The organism is Prevotella brunnea (assembly GCF_008016795.1).
GTDB lineage: Bacteria > Bacteroidota > Bacteroidia > Bacteroidales > Bacteroidaceae > Prevotella > Prevotella brunnea.
Genome location: NZ_SDIK01000022.1, coordinates 68,223 through 85,895, shown reverse-complemented (window position 1 = coordinate 85,895; position 17,673 = coordinate 68,223). Strand labels below are relative to the sequence as shown.

Below are 17,673 nucleotides of genomic sequence, written 5' to 3'. Positions count from 1 at the left end.
CTTTTATAGGACAGTACCGAATATTCTACTGCACGCCAATTATTTTTCGATTTCCAATTAAGAAAAACGCTTAACACTTCTCATTGACAACCGATGTTTCGTAATAGCTTAGGGATTGACATACAAAAGCTTAGCTTTTTAAAAGCGAGTGTTAGGACACTGATTTTCAAGGTTTAACGTTACAAACTTCGATTTTATCTTATTTTTATCAATCTGACGCCCACATCGCTGATACCGGGTAATTGCTCGCGACTCATGATGTGCCTGACCGTTAGAAACAAAGAGTCGCCGCGATTGAGACTTAAATTGGTCGCGTGGTTCAGTATTTCACTGTTTGAAATGCCACGTTTTCCCATTAAAAGTCCATTGTCATCTACTACTCTGCAAACGATTTCTTTTTGAAAGGTTTCACTATCCTTGTGCTTCCCGGCAGGTATAACTTTTCCTTCCAAAATGAGGCAAATGCTTTTGTATGGATATTTAATAGTGGTCCTTAGTCCTAAATCCAAACTATAATCTCCTTCCCACTGACGTGGTATCCTAAATGTAGCGGTATCGTTCCTTTCCCACCCTGTTATGGGGCGGCTCTCATAATGGTCGTAGGTTCTTCGGTCGGAGCATGAGCTGCCACCCACCGCGAACCCCAAGAGTAGTGATATGTATAAAAAGGTAAGAACCTTAATCTTCATTTTTCGGTTTACTTTGTGAACCTTGGTTGTTATCTTTTCTTCTGTTATTTTTTCTGTAATTGCCCTGCCTGTTGTTTCCGGTCTGCCGAATATCGTTTCGTTCCTGACTGGCTTTAGCACGCGCGTTCTGCCGCCGCTCATCTGCCCACTGTGCGTTACCGTTGTTTCGGCGTTGCTTTCCATTTCTGGCTTTACCGCTATTCTTCCTTGTCGTTTTCTCCTTGTCAAACCGGCTGATGTCCGCACCTGCCAACAAGTCGATTGGTTTCTTCGCAGGCTTTGCCTTTCCATTGTTCAGCAATGACAATGGTTTTTCGCCTTGCTTGTTCATTTCGATGATTTCCTTTGCTCGTTCAGCAGAAATGGTTTCGAGGTTTACCGCGAGATTCTTATCCGTGGAATAAGTGCACAATCCATTGAGAATATCAGATTTGAACAAGAAATATTCATTATCAATGGTGAACAAATGCACGTCCTTGCCCGGGAGTTTTCTGCTTGCTTCCACATAATCATCCACTTCGTAGTTCAGACAGCATTTCAGTTTGGCACACATTCCCGCCAGTTTAGTTGGATTTAGCGAGATGTCTTGGAAACGAGCAGCTGTGGTAGATACACTGGAGAAATTTTTCATCCAAGTCGCGCAACACAACTCTCGTCCGCATGGTCCCGTACCGCCAATTCGTCCGGCTTCCTGCCGCGCTCCTATCTGTTTCATTTCTATTCGCACATGGAAAGCTGCTGCCAAGTCTTTGATAAGCTGACGAAAATCCACACGTTCATCCGCTATATAATAGAAAATGGCCTTGTTGCCATCGCCCTGAAATTCCACATCGCCGATTTTCATCTTCAAGCCCAAGCTTTTGGCAATCTGCCTGCTTTCTATCATGGTGGTATGTTCTCGTGCTTTGGCCTCTTTGTACTTTTGCATATCCACGTCTTTAGCCAAACGATATACACGTTTAATATCTTCCGGCGATTTAATGTTGCCGGCTTTCTTTATTTGCAACTTCACGAGCTTTCCCGTGAGAGTAACCACCCCGATATCATGGCCGGGATTCGACTCTACGGCAACAATATCTCCCTTATGCAGTTCAAGGTTATTCACGTTGTGGTAATAGCCCTTGCGCGTATTTTTGAATTGCACCTCTACCAAATCGGTAGTATCAGTATTGCCCGGAACATCTTCCAACCAGTCATACGTGTTCAGTTGTTTATCTTGTCGCCCACAGGCACAGTGGCTCAGACCGCGATCGCAGCCGTTCCATATCTTGAATTTCATATTTTTATAGTCCATCGTCTTAATTTGGGAAACCTCTTCTCATGCAAGTCTCCAAGCATGATTCGCAAGGTTGTATATGTTGTTTAATATATATGTGTAAATTACTTTCTTAACAGCAAGACAATCATTTTAAGTGCCATATCGTAGAATACCACTTTGGCGTTAGCGTTCTGACCAAGGTCTCGATAGGAGTTGCCGTAAAGCTCGTTGATTTCGATGACATTTTCCTCGTTGATGAAGCGTGCAAAACGCTTTGCGAAGTTTTCTTCCTCCGCAGTCATATAGTTTAAGTCGGGATTCTTGAAGTTATAGATGAAGTTTTCCCTTATTTGTAGCTGAAAATAGAGCAGCATGCGCCGTTGTTTCTCGCGTCCATAGTCAGCCGCAGTCTCACTCCAATTTTTCAATTCACTGACATCACGCATATAACAAAGTCGCATCAGCGATTGGAACATCTTTAAGAATTCCATGTTTTCGTTCTCGGTGGTTAGCAGTTCCAATGCCTTCAACCAATTACCATGCGCAACTCTCGCCAATCTTCGAGCCGTTTCAGCGTCAAGTCCACGCCGCTCTCTCAAAGCTTGTTCGATGGCATCATCGGAAATTCTTTTCACATCAATGCGTTGTGTGCGACTGATGATAGTCTCCAAAAGCTTTTCCGGTTCTTCGCTAATCATCAGAAACAAAGTTCGCTCTGAAGGCTCTTCCAATAATTTCAACAACTTGTTGGCAGAAGTCAAATTCATGCGTTCGGGAAGCCAGATAACAGACACTTTGTATCCGCCCTGACTCGATTTGAGCGACAACACTCTGGACAATTCATCGCTCTCCGCTCCGGTAATGATGGCTTGTTGAGTAGTGGCACCCATGGTGCTCATCCAATGTTTCAACGTGAAATAAGCTCCTTTCATGACGAGCTCGTGCCATTCCTTCGCGAAATCGCTGCTGAGGGGTTGATGTTCGGAACTCATGCCGGGAAGTTTGATGGTAGGGAAAGTGAAATGCAGATCGGGATGTTCCCAATTGCGCAACATCGCTTTGGAATTCTCCGGCGACATGGATGATTGTGTAAGCAGATAACTCGCAAATGCCATAGCCAAAGCCATCTTTCCGCTACCTCGTGGTCCACAAAACAACAAGGCATGAGGCACGCGATTGCTTTGTGCCAACTGTAAAAGCTGTTGCTTGGTTTCTTCTTGTCCTATGACTTCACTAAAATCCATCTGTTGGTAATCCGGCTTTTCTTTTATAATCTGACAAATGCTTTAGGGTACAAAGTTAATAAATAATTATGAATAATAAGGATGGGGTGCGCTAAAATCTCTTTAATCAGAAAAACATATAGAAAACAAACCGTCGCAAGTTTTTTTTTTATATATTTGCAAATGACGTTGCAGAGTCATTATCACTTTGTCAGCCACGACAGTCTGTCAAAGTGCATAAAGTCTGCCTGCGAGATTATTAACATGCTTGATTCCGTAGAAAAACAATAAAAATTAAAGAAAAGAAATGGAAATAATGAAATTTCGTCCGCAACTGAAGCAGGTGCTTTGGGGTGGCAACAAAATAATACCTTTCAAGCAACTTAACGACAATTTATCAATGGTTGGTGAAAGTTGGGAAATATCCGGCGTAAAGGGTAGCGAAAGTATTGTAACCAATGGAAAGTACGCCGGGAAACAAATCAATGAGCTAACGAAACTTTTGAAGACCAAGCTCTTAGGCAAACAAAACTATGAACGTTTCGGGGATGAGTTTCCACTGCTGATAAAGTTCATTGATGCCAGCAAACAACTTTCCGTTCAAGTGCACCCCAACGATGAACAGGCACAGGCAAGAGGGTTAAAACGTGGAAAAACAGAAATGTGGTACATCATGAATAGCGAAGAGAACGCCTCTCTTTACTGTGGTTTAAAAAAGAGAATTACGCCCGATGAGTATAAAACCATGGTGAACGATGGCTCGATTACCGAAGCTCTTCGTGAATACAAAGTAAAAGAAGGTGATGTATTCTTTCTTCCCCCGGGTAGGATTCATTCCATCGGTTCCGGCTGCTTCTTGGCGGAAATCCAGCAAACCAGCGATATAACTTACCGCATTTACGACTTCAAGCGAAAAGATAAGAAAGGGAACTATCGGCAACTTCATACGGAGGAAGCTGCGGAATGTATCAACTTCACGGTGGAAGACGACTATCGAACAAATTATGAACCCATTAAAGAGCAGAGGACTGAACTAACATCATGCCCTTACTTCACCGTTTCCGTTTATGACCTCTCACAGCCGATGGAATTGGATTATTCCCAACTCGATTCTTTCGTAATTCTTATCGGATTGAAAGGCAAAGGGCACATCATAAATGACGAGCAACAGCAAATCTCTTTCCGCGAGGGAGAATCAATACTGTTGCCTGCCACGGCAACGAAACTGCAAATAAAAGGTGAGATTAAATTTCTTGAGACCTATATTTAGCTCAAATCGACCATTGAAAACCACTTTGGTTCTTTTCCTAATGAACGCCATCGGAAATATTCAATTATATAGGTTGGTTATTTAGCAATTTAACAACTAATCCCCATACGCCATGAACTCATATCAACCCCTGCCTGTTCGGGCAATACAAAGAACAAGCATATTCTTTATTTGCCCGGGGCGTTGAAGATGCGAAAATTCTTTCCGGAGACAGGGGAAAGTTCAATAATGTCCTGATTTTTCTTCATTCATCTATCCAAAACTTAGCTTTTGCTTTCCAAAAGGTAAGCTTTTGCAATGCAAAAGGTCATGAATTGGAGTGCAAAAGCTAAGCTTTTAAATCACAATTAATATCACATTGATTATCAATGGGTTATGAAGTGTGCCCCGGGTGCGATTTTTGTAATATAATTTCGTAGTGATGGTCGGGGCGAATGTGCGCTGTCAAGCGTCTGTTTGCTTTCTTCCACTGCTAATCTATGTGCAAATCGTGTCCCATTCTCTCTTTCTTCGTTTTCAAATATCGGTAGTCGTATTGGTTTGGTGTGATTTCTATGGGGACGTTCTCCAGAATTTCAAGTCCGTAGGCTTCCAGTCCCACGCGTTTGGTGGGGTTGTTGGTCAGCAATCTCATTTTGTGAACTCCCAAATGTCGTAGCATCTGCGCCCCACATCCATAATCACGCTCATCCGGCTTAAAGCCTAAGTGTATGTTGGCATCAACGGTGTCCATGCCTTGTTCCTGTTGCAGTTTGTAGGCGGCAATCTTGTTCATCAATCCGATGCCCCTTCCTTCCTGCTGCATGTAAATGATGACACCTTTTCCTTCTTTCTCTATCATTTCCATTGCCTTTCTCAGTTGCTCTCCGCAATCGCAGCGACGGCTGTCGAGTATGTCTCCGGTGGCACATGACGAGTGTACGCGCACGAGAATGGGCTCGTCTTTTCCCCATTCTCCTTTTATCAGAGCCATGTGTTCCAATCCGTTACTTGTCTGTCGGAATGGGATGAGGTGGAAATCGCCGTGTTTGGTGGGCAGTTCAACTTCTTCGCCTACTTCAATGCTTGTCTCATTCTTCAGTCGATAGGCAATGATGTCCTTTATACTGATGATTTTGATGTTCCATTCTTCAGATTTTTTCATCAAGTCGGGCATTCGCGACATGGTTCCGTCCTCGTTCATGATTTCCATGAGTACACCTGCAGGGTAACATCCCGCGAGTTTGCAGAGGTCGATGGATGCCTCGGTGTGCCCTGACCGGCGCAATACTCCGTTGTCCTGTGCGTATAGTGGGTTGATGTGTCCGGGACGTCCGAAAGTCTGTGGTGTTGATTTGGGGTCGGCGAGTGCTTTGATGGTTGCTGCACGGTCGTGAGCCGATACACCTGTGGTGCATCCTTCCAATTTGTCCACCGTAACCGTAAAGGGCGTTCCTAGCATCGATGTGTTGTCGGAAACCTGATGTGGGAGGTCCAGCTCTTCGGCTCTGGACAGTGTGATAGGTACGCAGAGCACGCCACGAGCATTTTTCAGCATGAAGTTTACTTTCTCCGGAGTAATCATTTCGGCTGCCATGATGAGGTCGCCCTCATTTTCTCTGTCTTCATCGTCCACAACGATGACGAATTTTCCTTCTTTGAAATCCTTTAATGCTTCTTCTATACTACTGAGTTTGAATTTTTCCATATTCTGTATAATTACCTTTGGTGGGAATGAGTTTTCCTTTTGTTCCCCGGATGTTATTATTTTTGGGTTTCGTTATTACCGTGATTTCTCTTCAGCGTTTAGTTTTTCTATTTCGCTGATGATGTTTTCGTTCACCTCCTTGATGGTCTTGAGATCTCTGTAGAGTCGTAGTCTGAACCGCCACATCCTGAAATAGAAGAAAAGCCCTGCCGGGAAAAGAATGGCAGCCGTGATGTTCATCCATTTTCTCTCGAATGGTCGGGTGTGTGCCTTTACGATGAGGATGGGATACTTGTTTATCTCTGTGAGGATAGCCCTGCTTCGAGTGTTGCCCAAATCCTCTATCACGTCTTCCATTTGATTGTTTATGCGCTCTATCTCATGGTCGGGCTGATATTTGAAGAACGTATTAATGATGTTGGGTGGCGACTTCAGGTTTTTCTTCTTTGCGTAATTTGTAACGGCATTGTTGATATCGGTAAGAAGGGTGGTTGCTTTTAGATAGTCGGGTGATTTCAGTATGACTTCTTTGCCGTTGATGTGTCGTTTGATTCTAAGTCCTAACATTCGCATTATCATGTTGCGGTAGAGGTCGATGTTAAAGACGGCGGAGTCATTGTTTGCTTTATAAGTGAAGAAGATGGCGGTGGGGATGAGTATTGCCGGCGATAACCCCCTTCCGAACCATATCGCCCAGTCGCCTTGTTTTGCCATCTTTTCGCCGGTATTGTCGAGGATGTAATAGATAATGAACACCAACACGCTGATGATAATGGGCACACCGAGACCACCTTTTCGGATGATGGCTCCCAACGGTGCGCCTATAAAGAAGAAAATGATGCAGGTGAGTGCCAGCAAGTACTTGCTGATTACCTCAATTTGGTGTTGTCGAATCATCTTGTCGCCATCGCTCGTAATCATGCTCTTGAAGTCGAGGTCGCTGATTTCTTGTTGTACCGTGGACAAGGCACGATCCACCACCATGCGTCTTTCGTCCGGACGGAGCTTGCCGTAAACAGAATCGATGTTGAGGCTGTTCTTTTCCAAATTTTTCTTTATGGTAGCAAGTTCTTTTGGCTTGAGGTGTTGAATGGGATAGTACATACCTTGTGCTTCTTTGTAGAAAGCGTCCCCAATGCTGTCATATACGTGGATGAGCGAATCCTTATCGGTTTTTATCTTGCTGATGCTCTTTGTGCTGGCATTGCTCGATATCCCTGCCATGTCGGTTAGATTAAAATCGGCATCAAAGTCGATGATGATTTTCTTGTTTATGAAAGTCTCGCGCCGATAAGGAATGGTTGCACTGTTTCCCATCTCTTGCGAACGCATGTTCTCAAACCATTCGCCGTTCCATAGAGTCATTACGAGATGTTTCTTCTCGGCGGTCGATTGCAACATTCCCGAGTCGGCAAGGATGATGGCTTGGTCTTCATAGCTGTCGGTCATTCTATATACCATGATATTATAGAGATGCCCTGTTTGTAAATCTTTCTTCTCCACGTAGAGGTTGGTCTGTGGAATACCATCGTAGAAGACCCCTTCCGGTATTTCCAATTCCGGATTTTTTTGTTTCATTGAAATGAACAGTTGCGCCATGTGTTTTTGCGCGTCAGGACCAATGTTGTTTTGAAAGTAAAACGACCCCAAGGCTACCAGCGAGGTAACGATGATGAGTCCTCTGAACGATTTCATGAGAGAGATGCCTGATGACTTGATGGCGGTAAGTTCGGAGCTTTCGCCGAGGTTGCCGTAAGTGATGAGCGATGAAAGCAAGATGGCAAGCGGAAGGGCTTTTGGTATCATGATTAGGCTCATGTACCAAAAGAATTGCCCCAGAATTTCCATGGAAAGACCTTTGCCAATGAGAATATTGACATATCTCCACAGGAACTGCATCATCAGGACAAATAAGCTGATGAAAAAAGTTCCGGCGAATAACAAGCTAAATTGCTTTATTATGAATATGTCTAACTTTTTAATTCGGAACATCGTTTGTGCTCATAACGCGTTTGTGCGCATAACTTCTGCAAAATTACACAAAATAATTAGAGTAGCCACGGTTTTTTATTTTTTTATCACCATGACAGTCTTCTAACCTGCGTTATGAAGAGGTGCTGTTAAGGGAACACCCTTACAATCCTGTCGTTAAGGGCCCACCCTTACATTCCTGTTGATAACCTGAGTCGGTCAATGTTATTGTTCCAAATGTCAGTGAGGTCTTCGAGTTCATCGGAAGTGGCAAAGTCGGTGATGTGCAAATGATAATTCTCGGCTATCTCGTCCTTCGACATCTTTATTTCCCAATAGGTTTGTTTGTCGTCTTCGTATTCCCAATACCATCGAATGCGATCTTTCTTCACGACTTCCAATACTCTTGCAGTGTGTGTCTCGGAGAGATGTCCGGGATTTCCCCATGTGAAAGTGGTGTGTCTGCCATTTGTGCAGACATCGTCTGCCAACCATTTCTTTAATCCTGTGTCAGTGCTGATAAGCGTCCATATCAGTTTTGCTGATTTAGATCTTAATTCGTACTCTAATTCAAGTTTCTCTTTCATGCAAGCTTTCATCTTAACGTTGTTATGTGCAAATGTAGATCTTTTCTTTTTGGGGACAAAGAAAAAATAAAATAAATTTGTGGGTTTCATTTTTTTTTAATAACTTTGCAACCGCTTTTCAAAACGAAAGCTGAAAATGATGGCGGGATAGCTCAGCTGGTTAGAGCGTCGGATTCATAATCCGGAGGTCGTGGGTTCGGGTCCCACCCCCGCTACTTATCAAGAAAAGAGGGTGCAATTTGTTTTTGTATCCTCTTTTTGCATATCCTTGATGTCTTTTTACACGAAAAAACAGATGTTCATTTGCATTAAAGAATACCTGTTTTCGGTTTTTTGTTGCTTTATTCCTTGACTGATGTCGCGAAGGTGCGTTGAAACAGGCTATAGCAAGAAGAAGAGCGACACGCCTATTACAGATATCACGGCACCGACAACACCTTTGAGCGTGATTTTCTCATGGAAGAAATAGTGCGCCGGCAACAATATCATGATGGGGCTTGTTGCCATGAGTGTACTGGCAATGCCGGCATTGGTGTATTGTCCCGCCATCAGCGAGAAGCTCACGCCGAGGAACGGACCGGAAAATACGGCTATTATCAGTGCCCACATCCCTTTTTTGTTGCGTACGCTCTGTACCCAACGTTTGCTGTCGCCTTTCAAAATCAGCCATATACCATAGCAAACCAATCCGGCTATGCAACGTATGAGGTTGGCGCTGAACGATAGGTAATCCTCCATGCCCTGCCAAACTTCCGGAGTGACGGCTGCCTGCACGTCGGCTTTGTAATGTTCTTGTCCGATCAAACTCAAAACATAACCCAGACCTTGACCTAATCCGGCACCAATGCCAAAAAGTACGCCTTTCAATGGTAATTGTAGCGATACCTTGCTTTTTCCTTCGCCTTTGCTAAGCACGGAAATTGCGATACCGGACATCGTTACAATCATGGCTATCAGACTGTTGAGATTCATCACTTGTCCCATCATTACCCAAGCTGATAAGGCTGTGAACATCGGAGCAAGTGTCATGAAAAGTTGTCCGTAGCGCGAACCTATAGAGATGTAGCTGTTGAACAGACACCAATCGCCGAAGAAATAGCCCACAACGCCAGAGAATAACAGCCACATCCAGCTATCGAACTGAGCATGAATGGGAAAAGCCTCACCTGTGAACCACCACATCATGATTAGTGATAAAGCTAATGCCAATCCCATTCTCCAAACATTTGTGACGATGACACCCAATTGTTTGCTGGCAACTTCACAAGACATGGCAGCAATCGTCCATGAAAAGGCTACTCCCAACGAAATAATCTCACCCAAATAATGCATATGTTCTTTATAAATTTTATAATTGTCAATGTTATGTTTGGAAATCGGATGCAAAGGTATTACAAAACATAATAATAAGAGAATGACAGCGATAAAAAAACAAATAACAATGAGAAAAACTGTAGCTTTTTCTTTTTCAACTGTCTTTTTCTTATTTTTGTCAAAAGATTTTAAATGGAGATAATCAATAAAAATTCAAATAAGATACAGAGACGGTAGTCATTTGGATTTTTTTCTTTATCTTTGCAACCTACTCGGTGAATGATAATATATGCGATATAAAAACGAGAAAACATTAAATACCAATCGATCTGCATCTCCTTGGGCGTGGGTGCCGACGCTTTATTTTGTGGAAGGATTGCCAAATGTGGCAGTTACGCTCCTCTCCATTGTGTTGTATCGGCAGATGGGGCTGACCGATGCGGAAATAACCTTTTACACATCATGGTTTTATCTTCCTTGGGTAATAAAGCCTCTGTGGAGTCCGTTCCTTGATATCCTTAAAACCAAACGCTGGTGGATAGTTGCAATGCAGACTTTGTTGGGTGCTGCGTTTGCAGGAGTAGCGTTTACGGTAAACACTTCTTGGTGGTTGCAAGGCTCAATTTGTTTCTTTTGGCTGTTGGCTTTTTCGAGTGCCACTCATGATGTGGGAGCAGATGGCTTTTATATGTTGGGTTTGAAGGAGCACGAACAGGCCTTTTTCGTTGGCATTCGTTCCACTTTCTTCCGTGTATCTTGGATAGTGGGGAAAGGAGGCTTAGTGGCTTTGGCAGGTGTCCTTCAAGAAACAATGGGTATTCAGCTCTCTTGGTCGTTGATATTTTATGCTTTGGCAGCCTTATTTATAGGGATGTCGCTCTATCATGAGTTTATTTTACCGAAACCGGCTGAAGATGCCGAGCGAGGCAATTTGGATGCCGCGGGACTCTTGAGGGAATTTGGGGCAACCTTCGTGTCTTTCTTTCAAAAGAAACAGATTTGGGCGGCAGTTGCTTTCATGCTTCTGTTTCGTCTTCCGGAGGCATTGCTCAATCCGGTGTCTCCGCTATTCTTGCAAGCCCCCACAAAAGATGGAGGATTGCAGTTATCGCTCGAATCGTTTGGCATGGTAAACGGAACGGTGGGCGTGATTGGCTTGTTGCTCGGTGGTATATTGGGCGGAATGGCAGCAAGTAAGGGCGGACTGAAAAAGTGGCTTTGGCCAATGACTTTTGCCATTACTTTGCCTAACGCAGCTTATGTTTATCTTGGCTTTGAGATGCCTGCAAGTTTAGTGTTGGTTAGTTTGGCTATCTTTATTGAGAATTTTGGTTATGGCTTTGGCTTCAGTGCCTATATGCTGTTTATGATTTATTTCAGTCAAGGCAGCCACAAAACCAGCCATTATGCGCTTTGTACGGGCTTTATGGCATTATCGATGATGCTTCCGGGATTTTTTGCCGGAGCTTTGGCAGACCGTGTAGGCTATGAATGGTTCTTCATTCTTGTCATGGTTTCCTGTATTTTCCCATTTCTTGTTGCCTCTAAATTGAAGATAGACTCGGAGTTCGGGAAGGAATAACCCGATTTCTCAAGATTGAATGCGAGCCGTAATCGTAATTTTTATTGAAGTTGCGGTTCTCTATTTTGAGCCAAAATCGGTCATTGGACCATAATTATCATGTAATCTAATCACCATGAAATTACATTACAAAAACCATACCCGAGATACAATTCGTAACACATTGATAATCAATGCGATATTAATTGCGATTTAAAAGCTTACCTTTTGCACTCCGATTCATGACCTTTTGCATTGCAAAAGCTTACCTTTTGGAAAGCAAAAGCTAAGCTTTGGATAGATGAATGAAGAAAATTTAGGACATTATTGAACTTCTCCCCTGTCTTCGGAAAGGATTTTCGCTTTTTCAAAGCCTCATCTAAATAAAAAATATGCTTATCCTTTATCTTGATTCGGACAGGGACAGGTGTTGATACGAGTTTATTGCGTATGGCTTTTAATTAGTAAACAGCTGAATAACAAACATCTATAGTTGAGTATTTCGAATGGCGTTCATTAGGAAAAAGAATTAAAATAGTTTATAATGACCGATTTAGGTTAATACACAATGGCTTATTTTGTTTTTTTATTCCATTTCTAACACACAACAGATGAAGAGGAAATGGATGTTATCACCTTGAGGAAGACAAGACTTACAACTTGCGTATGAGACAGATTTGCACACTTGTTCGATAGTTGTTTACAAACAAATCAGCTCTTAAAAACATTATCAATCGGTGCGTTTAATCTCCTTCGTCCATTGAAACAAAAAACTGCGAGCTCTTTCGAGTTCGCAGTTTTACCTTTTGACGTTTAGCGTTCCTTATGGAAGGCTGATTGCCTCGTTCGGGCAAACTTCAGCGCATGTTCCACACTCTGTGCATGCATCCGGATCGATCTTATAGATGTCGCCTTCTGAAATTGCACCTACCGGACACTCATCAATACATGTACCACAAGCGATACAGTCATTGCCAATTACGTAAGCCATAATAATTATCTCCTTTGTTTTTATTAATAATGTTTTTGTACAGAATATTTTGATACCTACTTTTAAGTATGCTGCAAAGATAGGAACAATATTTTGAACGTTAGAAGATAATGCTATTTTTTTTAAGTATTTAAACATTATAAAAATAAAAGTGGAAAACATAAGCCGATTGAATCATGCACAATAAGAAGAAAGCTAAAGCGTTATATGAAAGATTATATGAAAAGAACGCTATACATAGTTTGGATGTTATTGTCGGTTATGACGGTTTTTGCGCAGCAGCGAACGGTGCAGAACCGCCCATATACCGATTTAAGAGGGTTTCATTTCGGTGTGATGGTGGGAACCCACCTGCAAGATATGGAATTATTGAATGTTGGTTCGCAAATGGTGGATTTTGAAGACGGAAACGGAATGGTGGAAAAGGTTATTTCTGCCGATCAAGATAGGTGGGACGCCGGTTTCACCGTGGGAGTATTGGGAGAATTCAGACTCAACACCACATTCCAGTTTCGAGTGGCGCCGGCGATGTATTTCGGGACACGCCATATCACATTTCGCAACCATACCGATTTAAACATCGAAGGAAATCCCACGGAACAAACTCAAAACCTTAAGTCGGCTTATGTCGCATGCGCTTTCGATTTGATTGCGGCTGCTCCGCGTTTCAACAATCATAGACCTTACTTGATGCTGGGACTTAATCCGATGTTGAATTTGTCGGGAAAGAATAACGACTACATCAAGTTAAAAGGTGGGGATGTGTTTTTGGAAGCCGGCATCGGATGCGACTTTTACCTTCCGTTTTTCAAGTTGCGCCCTGAAGTGAAGTTCATGTATGGTCTTTCCAACTGTCTTGACACAAAACACTCGAAAGATTTGAAAGATAAAAACATGATTATGTACACCAACTCTGTATCGGAAGCTCACTCAAAGATGATTGCCTTAACCTTCTATTTTGAATAATGAGGGGATGGTACATCACGATTTTCAAGAAAAACGGTCGGTTGTCAGGCATAAAAGCCACATGACAACCGACCGTTTTTTGTGTGCAAAGGACAAGAGTTACTTCCTATTGAGGGTTAATACCATCTTCCCCACATAGATTCCCGACTTCCCATTCTGATCAATACCTACGGGCTTCCCATCTTTGTTATTAACATATAGGAGTTCTTTCAAGAAAGTATGAGAATGACCACCAAGCACTAAGTCGATACCTCGCGTTCCCGCTACCATCTCTTCATCGCTGACACCGGCAATATTCACTCCCAAATGCGAAATGCAAATCACCAAGTCGCAACCTTTCGCTTTCAGTTCATCAGCGCATTTTTGAGCGCAGGCAATGGGATCCATAAATTTCAAGGGTTCATAATTTGCCTCAATCACCAGTCCTCGCAATTCCGGCGACAAACCAAACACTCCTATTTTTATTCCTTTACGCTTAATGATGGTGTAAGGTTTTACTATCTCCGCCAATTCCGTTCCCGTGAAATCATAGTTAGCACATACTATAGGATAGTTCAACTGCTTGAACAATCTAATCATGTTCGCCATTCCAAAATCAAACTCATGATTACCAATTGTTCCGGCATCGTACCCCATCATGTTCATGAGTCCCACCTCTACATCGCCTTTATACATTGTGAAATAAGGTGAGCCTTGACAAAAGTCCCCACTATCGAACAGCAACAGATCTGGATCTTTTTCACGTTCGTTTCGCAACATTTCTATTCTGCGCACAAAACCTGCCCGTCCGGCTTTTAGCGTATCGGCCAATGTGGACTTGAAAGGCATAATCTGACTGTGTGTGTCGTTCGTATGCAAGATGGTGAGTTGCTTTCCCTGACCCACTGCCACCAAACTTATCATGCATAGTGTCAGCGACAATATTTGTTTTTTCATTGTTTTTCCTGTTTCTTGTTAATTCCAATTACGCCAATTCTATCATCATTGGGCTTATAGTAAGCGATGCGCCCCTCCGTTGCGCTGTTTACCGTCTTCCCTTCTGCGGTGAGCTGTTTGAAATAATTAAGAATGATATAGCGTGAGTTATTCGATTCGTCTTGCGGAGCGTTAAATTCAGTCTTAAACTTAAACGCCTCCAACTTATCATTGCCTTGTGCCAGATAATCAATGGTCGCAATGCGGTATTTCGCATTTGGATCAATAGGCTTTCCATTCAGGGAAGCATGCAAGAGACGATTGTTCTTGCTCAACATGAGCTCAACACCCTTGCTCACTCCCTCACCGCCGGTGGAGGCTATCTGGCGGAAGAGTTCCATCACCTTATCTCCGGTAAGGGAAAGGAAACAAATCTTGTTTTCAAAAGGCGCGATATCCAGCACATCCCCATAGGTTACGTCCCCTGAGGGCAGATCGGCACGTATGCCTCCCATGTTGTAAACAGCGAAATCCACTTGTTCATTGTAGGCTTTCGCGCCCCAAACCATGATATCCGCTAAAAGGTTAGACAGGTCGCTCTCCGGTCTTCTCGCTTTCATATAGTGATCTGAACGTGCCACGACGGGCTCCATCAGACTATCCACCCGGTATTTGTAAGGCGCGAGGAACGCCATGACGTTCGGATTGGTGGAGCCATCGTAATTACTATCGACAAGAATTCGGCTTCGACTGATAGCTGCCAGCTGATAGTGAGTGGAACATCCCGTAAAAACAAGGAACAATCCGAAACCTATCATCAAAATAAATTTTCTTTTCATTATGTCCTGCAATTATATTTGTGGTAAGAATAAATATCGTATAATCTATCGTTGGAACGAATATGATATTCAATCCGTTGCAAAGATAGCAAAAACTCACCATTATAGAGTGATAAAAAACAGAAGATGATATATTAAAAATGCAAAAATTGTTTAAATGGATATGAAGTAACATATCATATACGTGCGGAATTAAATAAATTATCGTAACTTTGCACCGCTTTTCGGTATAACCGCTGGTCACGGAAGAGTCGTGAGCCATGTTGTATTGGAACGACAAACAATATTTAATTATCAAACAAAATGGATTTAATTAAAGTTGCTGAAGAAGCATTTGCAACCGGCAAGAAGTTCCCGGAGTTCAAATCCGGTGATACTGTAACTGTCGCTTACAAAATCGTCGAGGGTAACAAACAACGTATTCAGCTCTATCGCGGTGTTGTAATTAAAATTAGTGGCGAGGGAGAAAAGAAACGTTTCACTGTTCGCAAAATGTCAGGCACCATCGGTGTGGAGCGCATCTTCCCGATGGAATCTCCAAACATCGATTCCATTGAAGTGAATAAACGCGGTAAGGTGCGTCGCGCAAAGCTTTACTATCTGCGCAAGCTCACGGGTAAGGCAGCACGCATTCAGGAAAGAAGAAAGATTGTTGCCGAAAAGTAAACCTTTCGATAATCCAACAGAATTAAAAAGGTTCGGAATTTTATCCGAACCTTTTTTCATTATCCCCACAACCGGTCATCAGTCTTCATAATTCAATTGTCCGTCGCCATCACCATGGATGGCTTTCTGAAAATCTTTCCAAGACTGAAAGCCGGCAAAAAGCGCCAATCTATCCAATGACTTTTGAGAGGGCTTTTCCTTTGAAACAACATATCCCCAGAGTTTGCGCAACGAACCGGAGCGCAGATGAATATGATGCTTTTCAAGTTTGGCAGAAACTTTCTCAAAGTCGGCTATCATCAAGGAATGACGAGGTGCTTTTCGCCCCCATTCTTCCACCAAATTTCTAACACTCTTACTCATTTTTATCTCTCTAATTTTTCAGATGCAAAAGTACTAAAAGATTATAAATAAAAATAAGAAGCAAGATGAAAATTCAGCAAAAAATCAGAAAACTTGAATAAAACTATCGCCACACGACAGCAGTCTCCGTTCTTTTGACTATCTTTGCAATAATAAATCCATCACGACATTATATATATGAAAGAATTATCACTCAAATACGGATGCAATCCGAATCAGAAACCTTCCAGAATCTATATGGAAGAGGGAGAACTTCCCATCAAAGTGCTGAACGGCAGACCGGGATACATCAATTTTTTGGATGCACTCAACAGCTGGCAACTCGTAAAAGAACTGAAAGAAGCAACCGGATTACCGGCAGCAGCTTCGTTCAAGCATGTCAGTCCCGCAGGTGCTGCCATCGGTTTACCGCTTAACGACACGCTGAAAAAGATATATTTTGTAGATGACATTGATTTTGAGCTCACCCCTTTGGCAGTGGCTTATGCCCGTGCAAGAGGTGCCGACCGCATGTGCTCTTATGGTGATTTCTGTGCTCTCAGCGATATATGCGATGAAGCTACAGCCCGACTCATCAACCGCGAAGTAAGCGATGGAGTAATCGCGCCAGGTTATTCAGCGAAAGCATTGGAAATATTGAAGCACAAGCGCAAAGGGACATATAATATTATTGAGATGGATCCCAAGTATCGCCCTGCAACCATAGAGCACAAACAGGTATTTGGAATAACATTCGAACAAAGTCGCAACGAAGTAAAGCTTTACGTCCCTGAATTGTTTGAGAATATCCCTACAAAAAACAAGGACTTTCCGGAAGAAGCAAGACGCGACCTCATTATATCGCTCATTACCCTAAAATACACACAGAGCAATTCAGTATGCTATGTGAAAGACGGACAAGCCATCGGCATCGGAGCGGGACAACAAAGCCGCATTCACTGCACACGATTGGCAGGCAACAAAGCTGATGAATGGTGGCTCCGCCAATGCCCAAAGGTAATGAACCTTCCATTCAAAGCCGGCATACGAAGAGCCGATCGCGACAATTCCATCAATATTTATATCTCGGATGAATACGAAGACATACTAAAAGAGGGAATATGGCAACTCTTCTTCACGGAGAAACCGGAGCCGCTGACAGCAGAAGAACGCAAAGAATGGCTCGCACAAAATAAGAAAGTGGCTTTGGGTTCTGATGCTTTCTTCCCCTTCGGCGATAACATTGAGCGTGCGCACAAGAGCGGAGTGGAATACATCGCACAAGCAGGTGGGAGCATCCGCGACGATAATGTCATCGATACCTGCGACAAATACGACATCGCGATGACATTCACCGGTATAAGATTATTCCATCATTAATTCCCATATTCCCC

16 protein-coding genes and 1 tRNA gene are annotated in these 17,673 nt (G+C 42.9%); 6 read left to right on the top strand and 11 right to left on the bottom strand.

The window, feature by feature from the left end; translation table 11 throughout:
* Positions 1-194: 194 nt before the first annotated feature.
* From ETF27_RS03830 to ETF27_RS03820, 3 genes are all read right to left on the bottom strand, one after another.
* A complete protein-coding gene (locus tag ETF27_RS03830; protein WP_130828442.1) occupies positions 195-689 on the bottom strand; it encodes a gliding motility lipoprotein GldH in 495 nt (164 codons plus the stop codon).
* Positions 679-1,983, bottom strand: a complete 1,305-nt coding sequence (locus ETF27_RS03825; protein ID WP_130828441.1) for a PSP1 domain-containing protein — start codon at positions 1,981-1,983, stop codon at positions 679-681. The genes ETF27_RS03830 and ETF27_RS03825 overlap by 11 nt, the downstream gene beginning before the upstream one ends.
* An 86-nt stretch (positions 1,984-2,069) precedes the next feature.
* A complete protein-coding gene (locus ETF27_RS03820) occupies positions 2,070-3,191 on the bottom strand; it encodes a DNA polymerase III subunit (RefSeq protein ID WP_130828440.1) in 1,122 nt (373 codons plus the stop codon).
* Between the two features lie 286 nt (positions 3,192-3,477).
* Between ETF27_RS03820 and ETF27_RS03815 the strand changes: the two genes are divergently transcribed.
* A complete protein-coding gene (locus ETF27_RS03815; protein ID WP_147785509.1) occupies positions 3,478-4,440 on the top strand; it encodes a type I phosphomannose isomerase catalytic subunit in 963 nt (320 codons plus the stop codon).
* 472 nt (positions 4,441-4,912) lie between these two features.
* Here ETF27_RS03815 and ETF27_RS03810 read toward each other — a convergent pair whose 3' ends face one another.
* The 3 genes from ETF27_RS03810 to ETF27_RS03800 all read right to left on the bottom strand — a co-directional run bounded on the left by ETF27_RS03810 (position 4,913) and on the right by ETF27_RS03800 (position 8,685).
* The gene (locus tag ETF27_RS03810; protein WP_130828436.1) at positions 4,913-6,127 is read right to left on the bottom strand and encodes a bifunctional 3,4-dihydroxy-2-butanone-4-phosphate synthase/GTP cyclohydrolase II; all 1,215 of its coding nucleotides are present in this window, start codon (positions 6,125-6,127) and stop codon (positions 4,913-4,915) included.
* 75 nt (positions 6,128-6,202) lie between these two features.
* A complete protein-coding gene (locus ETF27_RS03805) occupies positions 6,203-8,119 on the bottom strand; it encodes an LptF/LptG family permease (RefSeq protein WP_147785508.1) in 1,917 nt (638 codons plus the stop codon).
* Positions 8,120-8,289: 170 nt separating this feature from the next.
* Positions 8,290-8,685: an START-like domain-containing protein gene (locus tag ETF27_RS03800; protein WP_130828434.1), complete on the bottom strand. Its 396-nt coding sequence runs from the start codon at positions 8,683-8,685 to the stop codon at positions 8,290-8,292.
* 141 nt (positions 8,686-8,826) lie between these two features.
* On the opposite strand from ETF27_RS03800, the gene ETF27_RS03795 reads away from it, so the two are divergent.
* Positions 8,827-8,900: transfer RNA gene (locus ETF27_RS03795), tRNA-Met, on the top strand.
* Between the two features lie 166 nt (positions 8,901-9,066).
* Here the strand turns inward: ETF27_RS03795 and ETF27_RS03790 are convergent.
* A complete protein-coding gene (locus ETF27_RS03790; protein ID WP_130828433.1) occupies positions 9,067-10,017 on the bottom strand; it encodes a DMT family transporter in 951 nt (316 codons plus the stop codon).
* A 271-nt stretch (positions 10,018-10,288) separates the two neighbouring features.
* Here ETF27_RS03790 and ETF27_RS03785 point away from each other — a divergent pair, with 271 nt between their 5' ends.
* Entirely contained in the window at positions 10,289-11,581 is a 1,293-nt protein-coding gene (locus ETF27_RS03785) for an MFS transporter (RefSeq protein ID WP_130828432.1), read from the top strand.
* Positions 11,582-12,383: 802 nt separating this feature from the next.
* Here ETF27_RS03785 and ETF27_RS03780 read toward each other — a convergent pair.
* Complete coding sequence (locus ETF27_RS03780; protein WP_130830624.1) at positions 12,384-12,551, bottom strand: DUF362 domain-containing protein; 168 nt, start codon at positions 12,549-12,551, stop codon at positions 12,384-12,386.
* A gap of 219 nt (positions 12,552-12,770) precedes the next feature.
* On the opposite strand from ETF27_RS03780, the gene porT reads away from it, so the two are divergent.
* A complete protein-coding gene (porT, locus tag ETF27_RS03775; protein ID WP_130830008.1) occupies positions 12,771-13,517 on the top strand; it encodes a type IX secretion/gliding motility protein PorT/SprT in 747 nt (248 codons plus the stop codon).
* 99 nt (positions 13,518-13,616) lie between these two features.
* Here porT and ETF27_RS03770 read toward each other — a convergent pair whose 3' ends face one another.
* A complete protein-coding gene (locus ETF27_RS03770; RefSeq protein WP_147785507.1) occupies positions 13,617-14,453 on the bottom strand; it encodes a bifunctional metallophosphatase/5'-nucleotidase in 837 nt (278 codons plus the stop codon).
* Positions 14,450-15,271 (bottom strand): 5'-nucleotidase C-terminal domain-containing protein, encoded by an 822-nt coding sequence (locus ETF27_RS03765; RefSeq protein WP_130830010.1) that lies wholly within the window; start codon positions 15,269-15,271, stop codon positions 14,450-14,452. Before ETF27_RS03765 ends, ETF27_RS03770 begins: the two co-directional genes overlap by 4 nt.
* Positions 15,272-15,574: 303 nt before the next feature.
* Between ETF27_RS03765 and rplS the strand changes: the two genes are divergently transcribed.
* Positions 15,575-15,937, top strand: coding sequence for a 50S ribosomal protein L19 (gene rplS, locus ETF27_RS03760; protein WP_130830011.1), 363 nt, complete (start codon positions 15,575-15,577; stop codon positions 15,935-15,937).
* Positions 15,938-16,015: 78 nt separating this feature from the next.
* Here rplS and ETF27_RS03755 read toward each other — a convergent pair whose 3' ends face one another.
* Complete coding sequence (locus ETF27_RS03755; protein WP_130830012.1) at positions 16,016-16,300, bottom strand: hypothetical protein; 285 nt, start codon at positions 16,298-16,300, stop codon at positions 16,016-16,018.
* A gap of 177 nt (positions 16,301-16,477) precedes the next feature.
* Between ETF27_RS03755 and ETF27_RS03750 the strand changes: the two genes are divergently transcribed.
* Positions 16,478-17,659 carry a phosphoribosylaminoimidazolecarboxamide formyltransferase gene (locus ETF27_RS03750; protein WP_130830013.1) on the top strand — a complete coding sequence of 394 codons (1,182 nt, stop codon included), beginning with the start codon at positions 16,478-16,480 and terminating at the stop codon, positions 17,657-17,659.
* Positions 17,660-17,673 lie beyond the last annotated feature (14 nt).

Bases quoted from the DNA above. Each gene is read 5' to 3' on its own strand.
- ETF27_RS03785 (WP_130828432.1), top strand. From the start codon at position 10,289: ATGCGATATAAAAACGAGAAAACATTAAATACCAATCGATCTGCATCT.
- ETF27_RS03825 (WP_130828441.1), bottom strand. From the start codon at position 1,983: ATGGACTATAAAAATATGAAATTCAAGATATGGAACGGCTGCGATCGC.
- ETF27_RS03765 (WP_130830010.1), bottom strand. From the start codon at position 15,271: ATGAAAAGAAAATTTATTTTGATGATAGGTTTCGGATTGTTCCTTGTT.
- ETF27_RS03815 (WP_147785509.1), top strand. From the start codon at position 3,478: ATGGAAATAATGAAATTTCGTCCGCAACTGAAGCAGGTGCTTTGGGGT.
- ETF27_RS03755 (WP_130830012.1), bottom strand. From the start codon at position 16,300: ATGAGTAAGAGTGTTAGAAATTTGGTGGAAGAATGGGGGCGAAAAGCA.
- porT (WP_130830008.1), top strand. From the start codon at position 12,771: ATGAAAAGAACGCTATACATAGTTTGGATGTTATTGTCGGTTATGACG.
- ETF27_RS03810 (WP_130828436.1), bottom strand. From the start codon at position 6,127: ATGGAAAAATTCAAACTCAGTAGTATAGAAGAAGCATTAAAGGATTTC.
- ETF27_RS03820 (WP_130828440.1), bottom strand. From the start codon at position 3,191: ATGGATTTTAGTGAAGTCATAGGACAAGAAGAAACCAAGCAACAGCTT.
- ETF27_RS03800 (WP_130828434.1), bottom strand. From the start codon at position 8,685: ATGAAAGAGAAACTTGAATTAGAGTACGAATTAAGATCTAAATCAGCA.
- ETF27_RS03805 (WP_147785508.1), bottom strand. From the start codon at position 8,119: ATGTTCCGAATTAAAAAGTTAGACATATTCATAATAAAGCAATTTAGC.
- ETF27_RS03830 (WP_130828442.1), bottom strand. From the start codon at position 689: ATGAAGATTAAGGTTCTTACCTTTTTATACATATCACTACTCTTGGGG.
- ETF27_RS03780 (WP_130830624.1), bottom strand. From the start codon at position 12,551: ATGGCTTACGTAATTGGCAATGACTGTATCGCTTGTGGTACATGTATT.
- ETF27_RS03790 (WP_130828433.1), bottom strand. From the start codon at position 10,017: ATGCATTATTTGGGTGAGATTATTTCGTTGGGAGTAGCCTTTTCATGG.
- ETF27_RS03750 (WP_130830013.1), top strand. From the start codon at position 16,478: ATGAAAGAATTATCACTCAAATACGGATGCAATCCGAATCAGAAACCT.
- rplS (WP_130830011.1), top strand. From the start codon at position 15,575: ATGGATTTAATTAAAGTTGCTGAAGAAGCATTTGCAACCGGCAAGAAG.
- ETF27_RS03770 (WP_147785507.1), bottom strand. From the start codon at position 14,453: ATGAAAAAACAAATATTGTCGCTGACACTATGCATGATAAGTTTGGTG.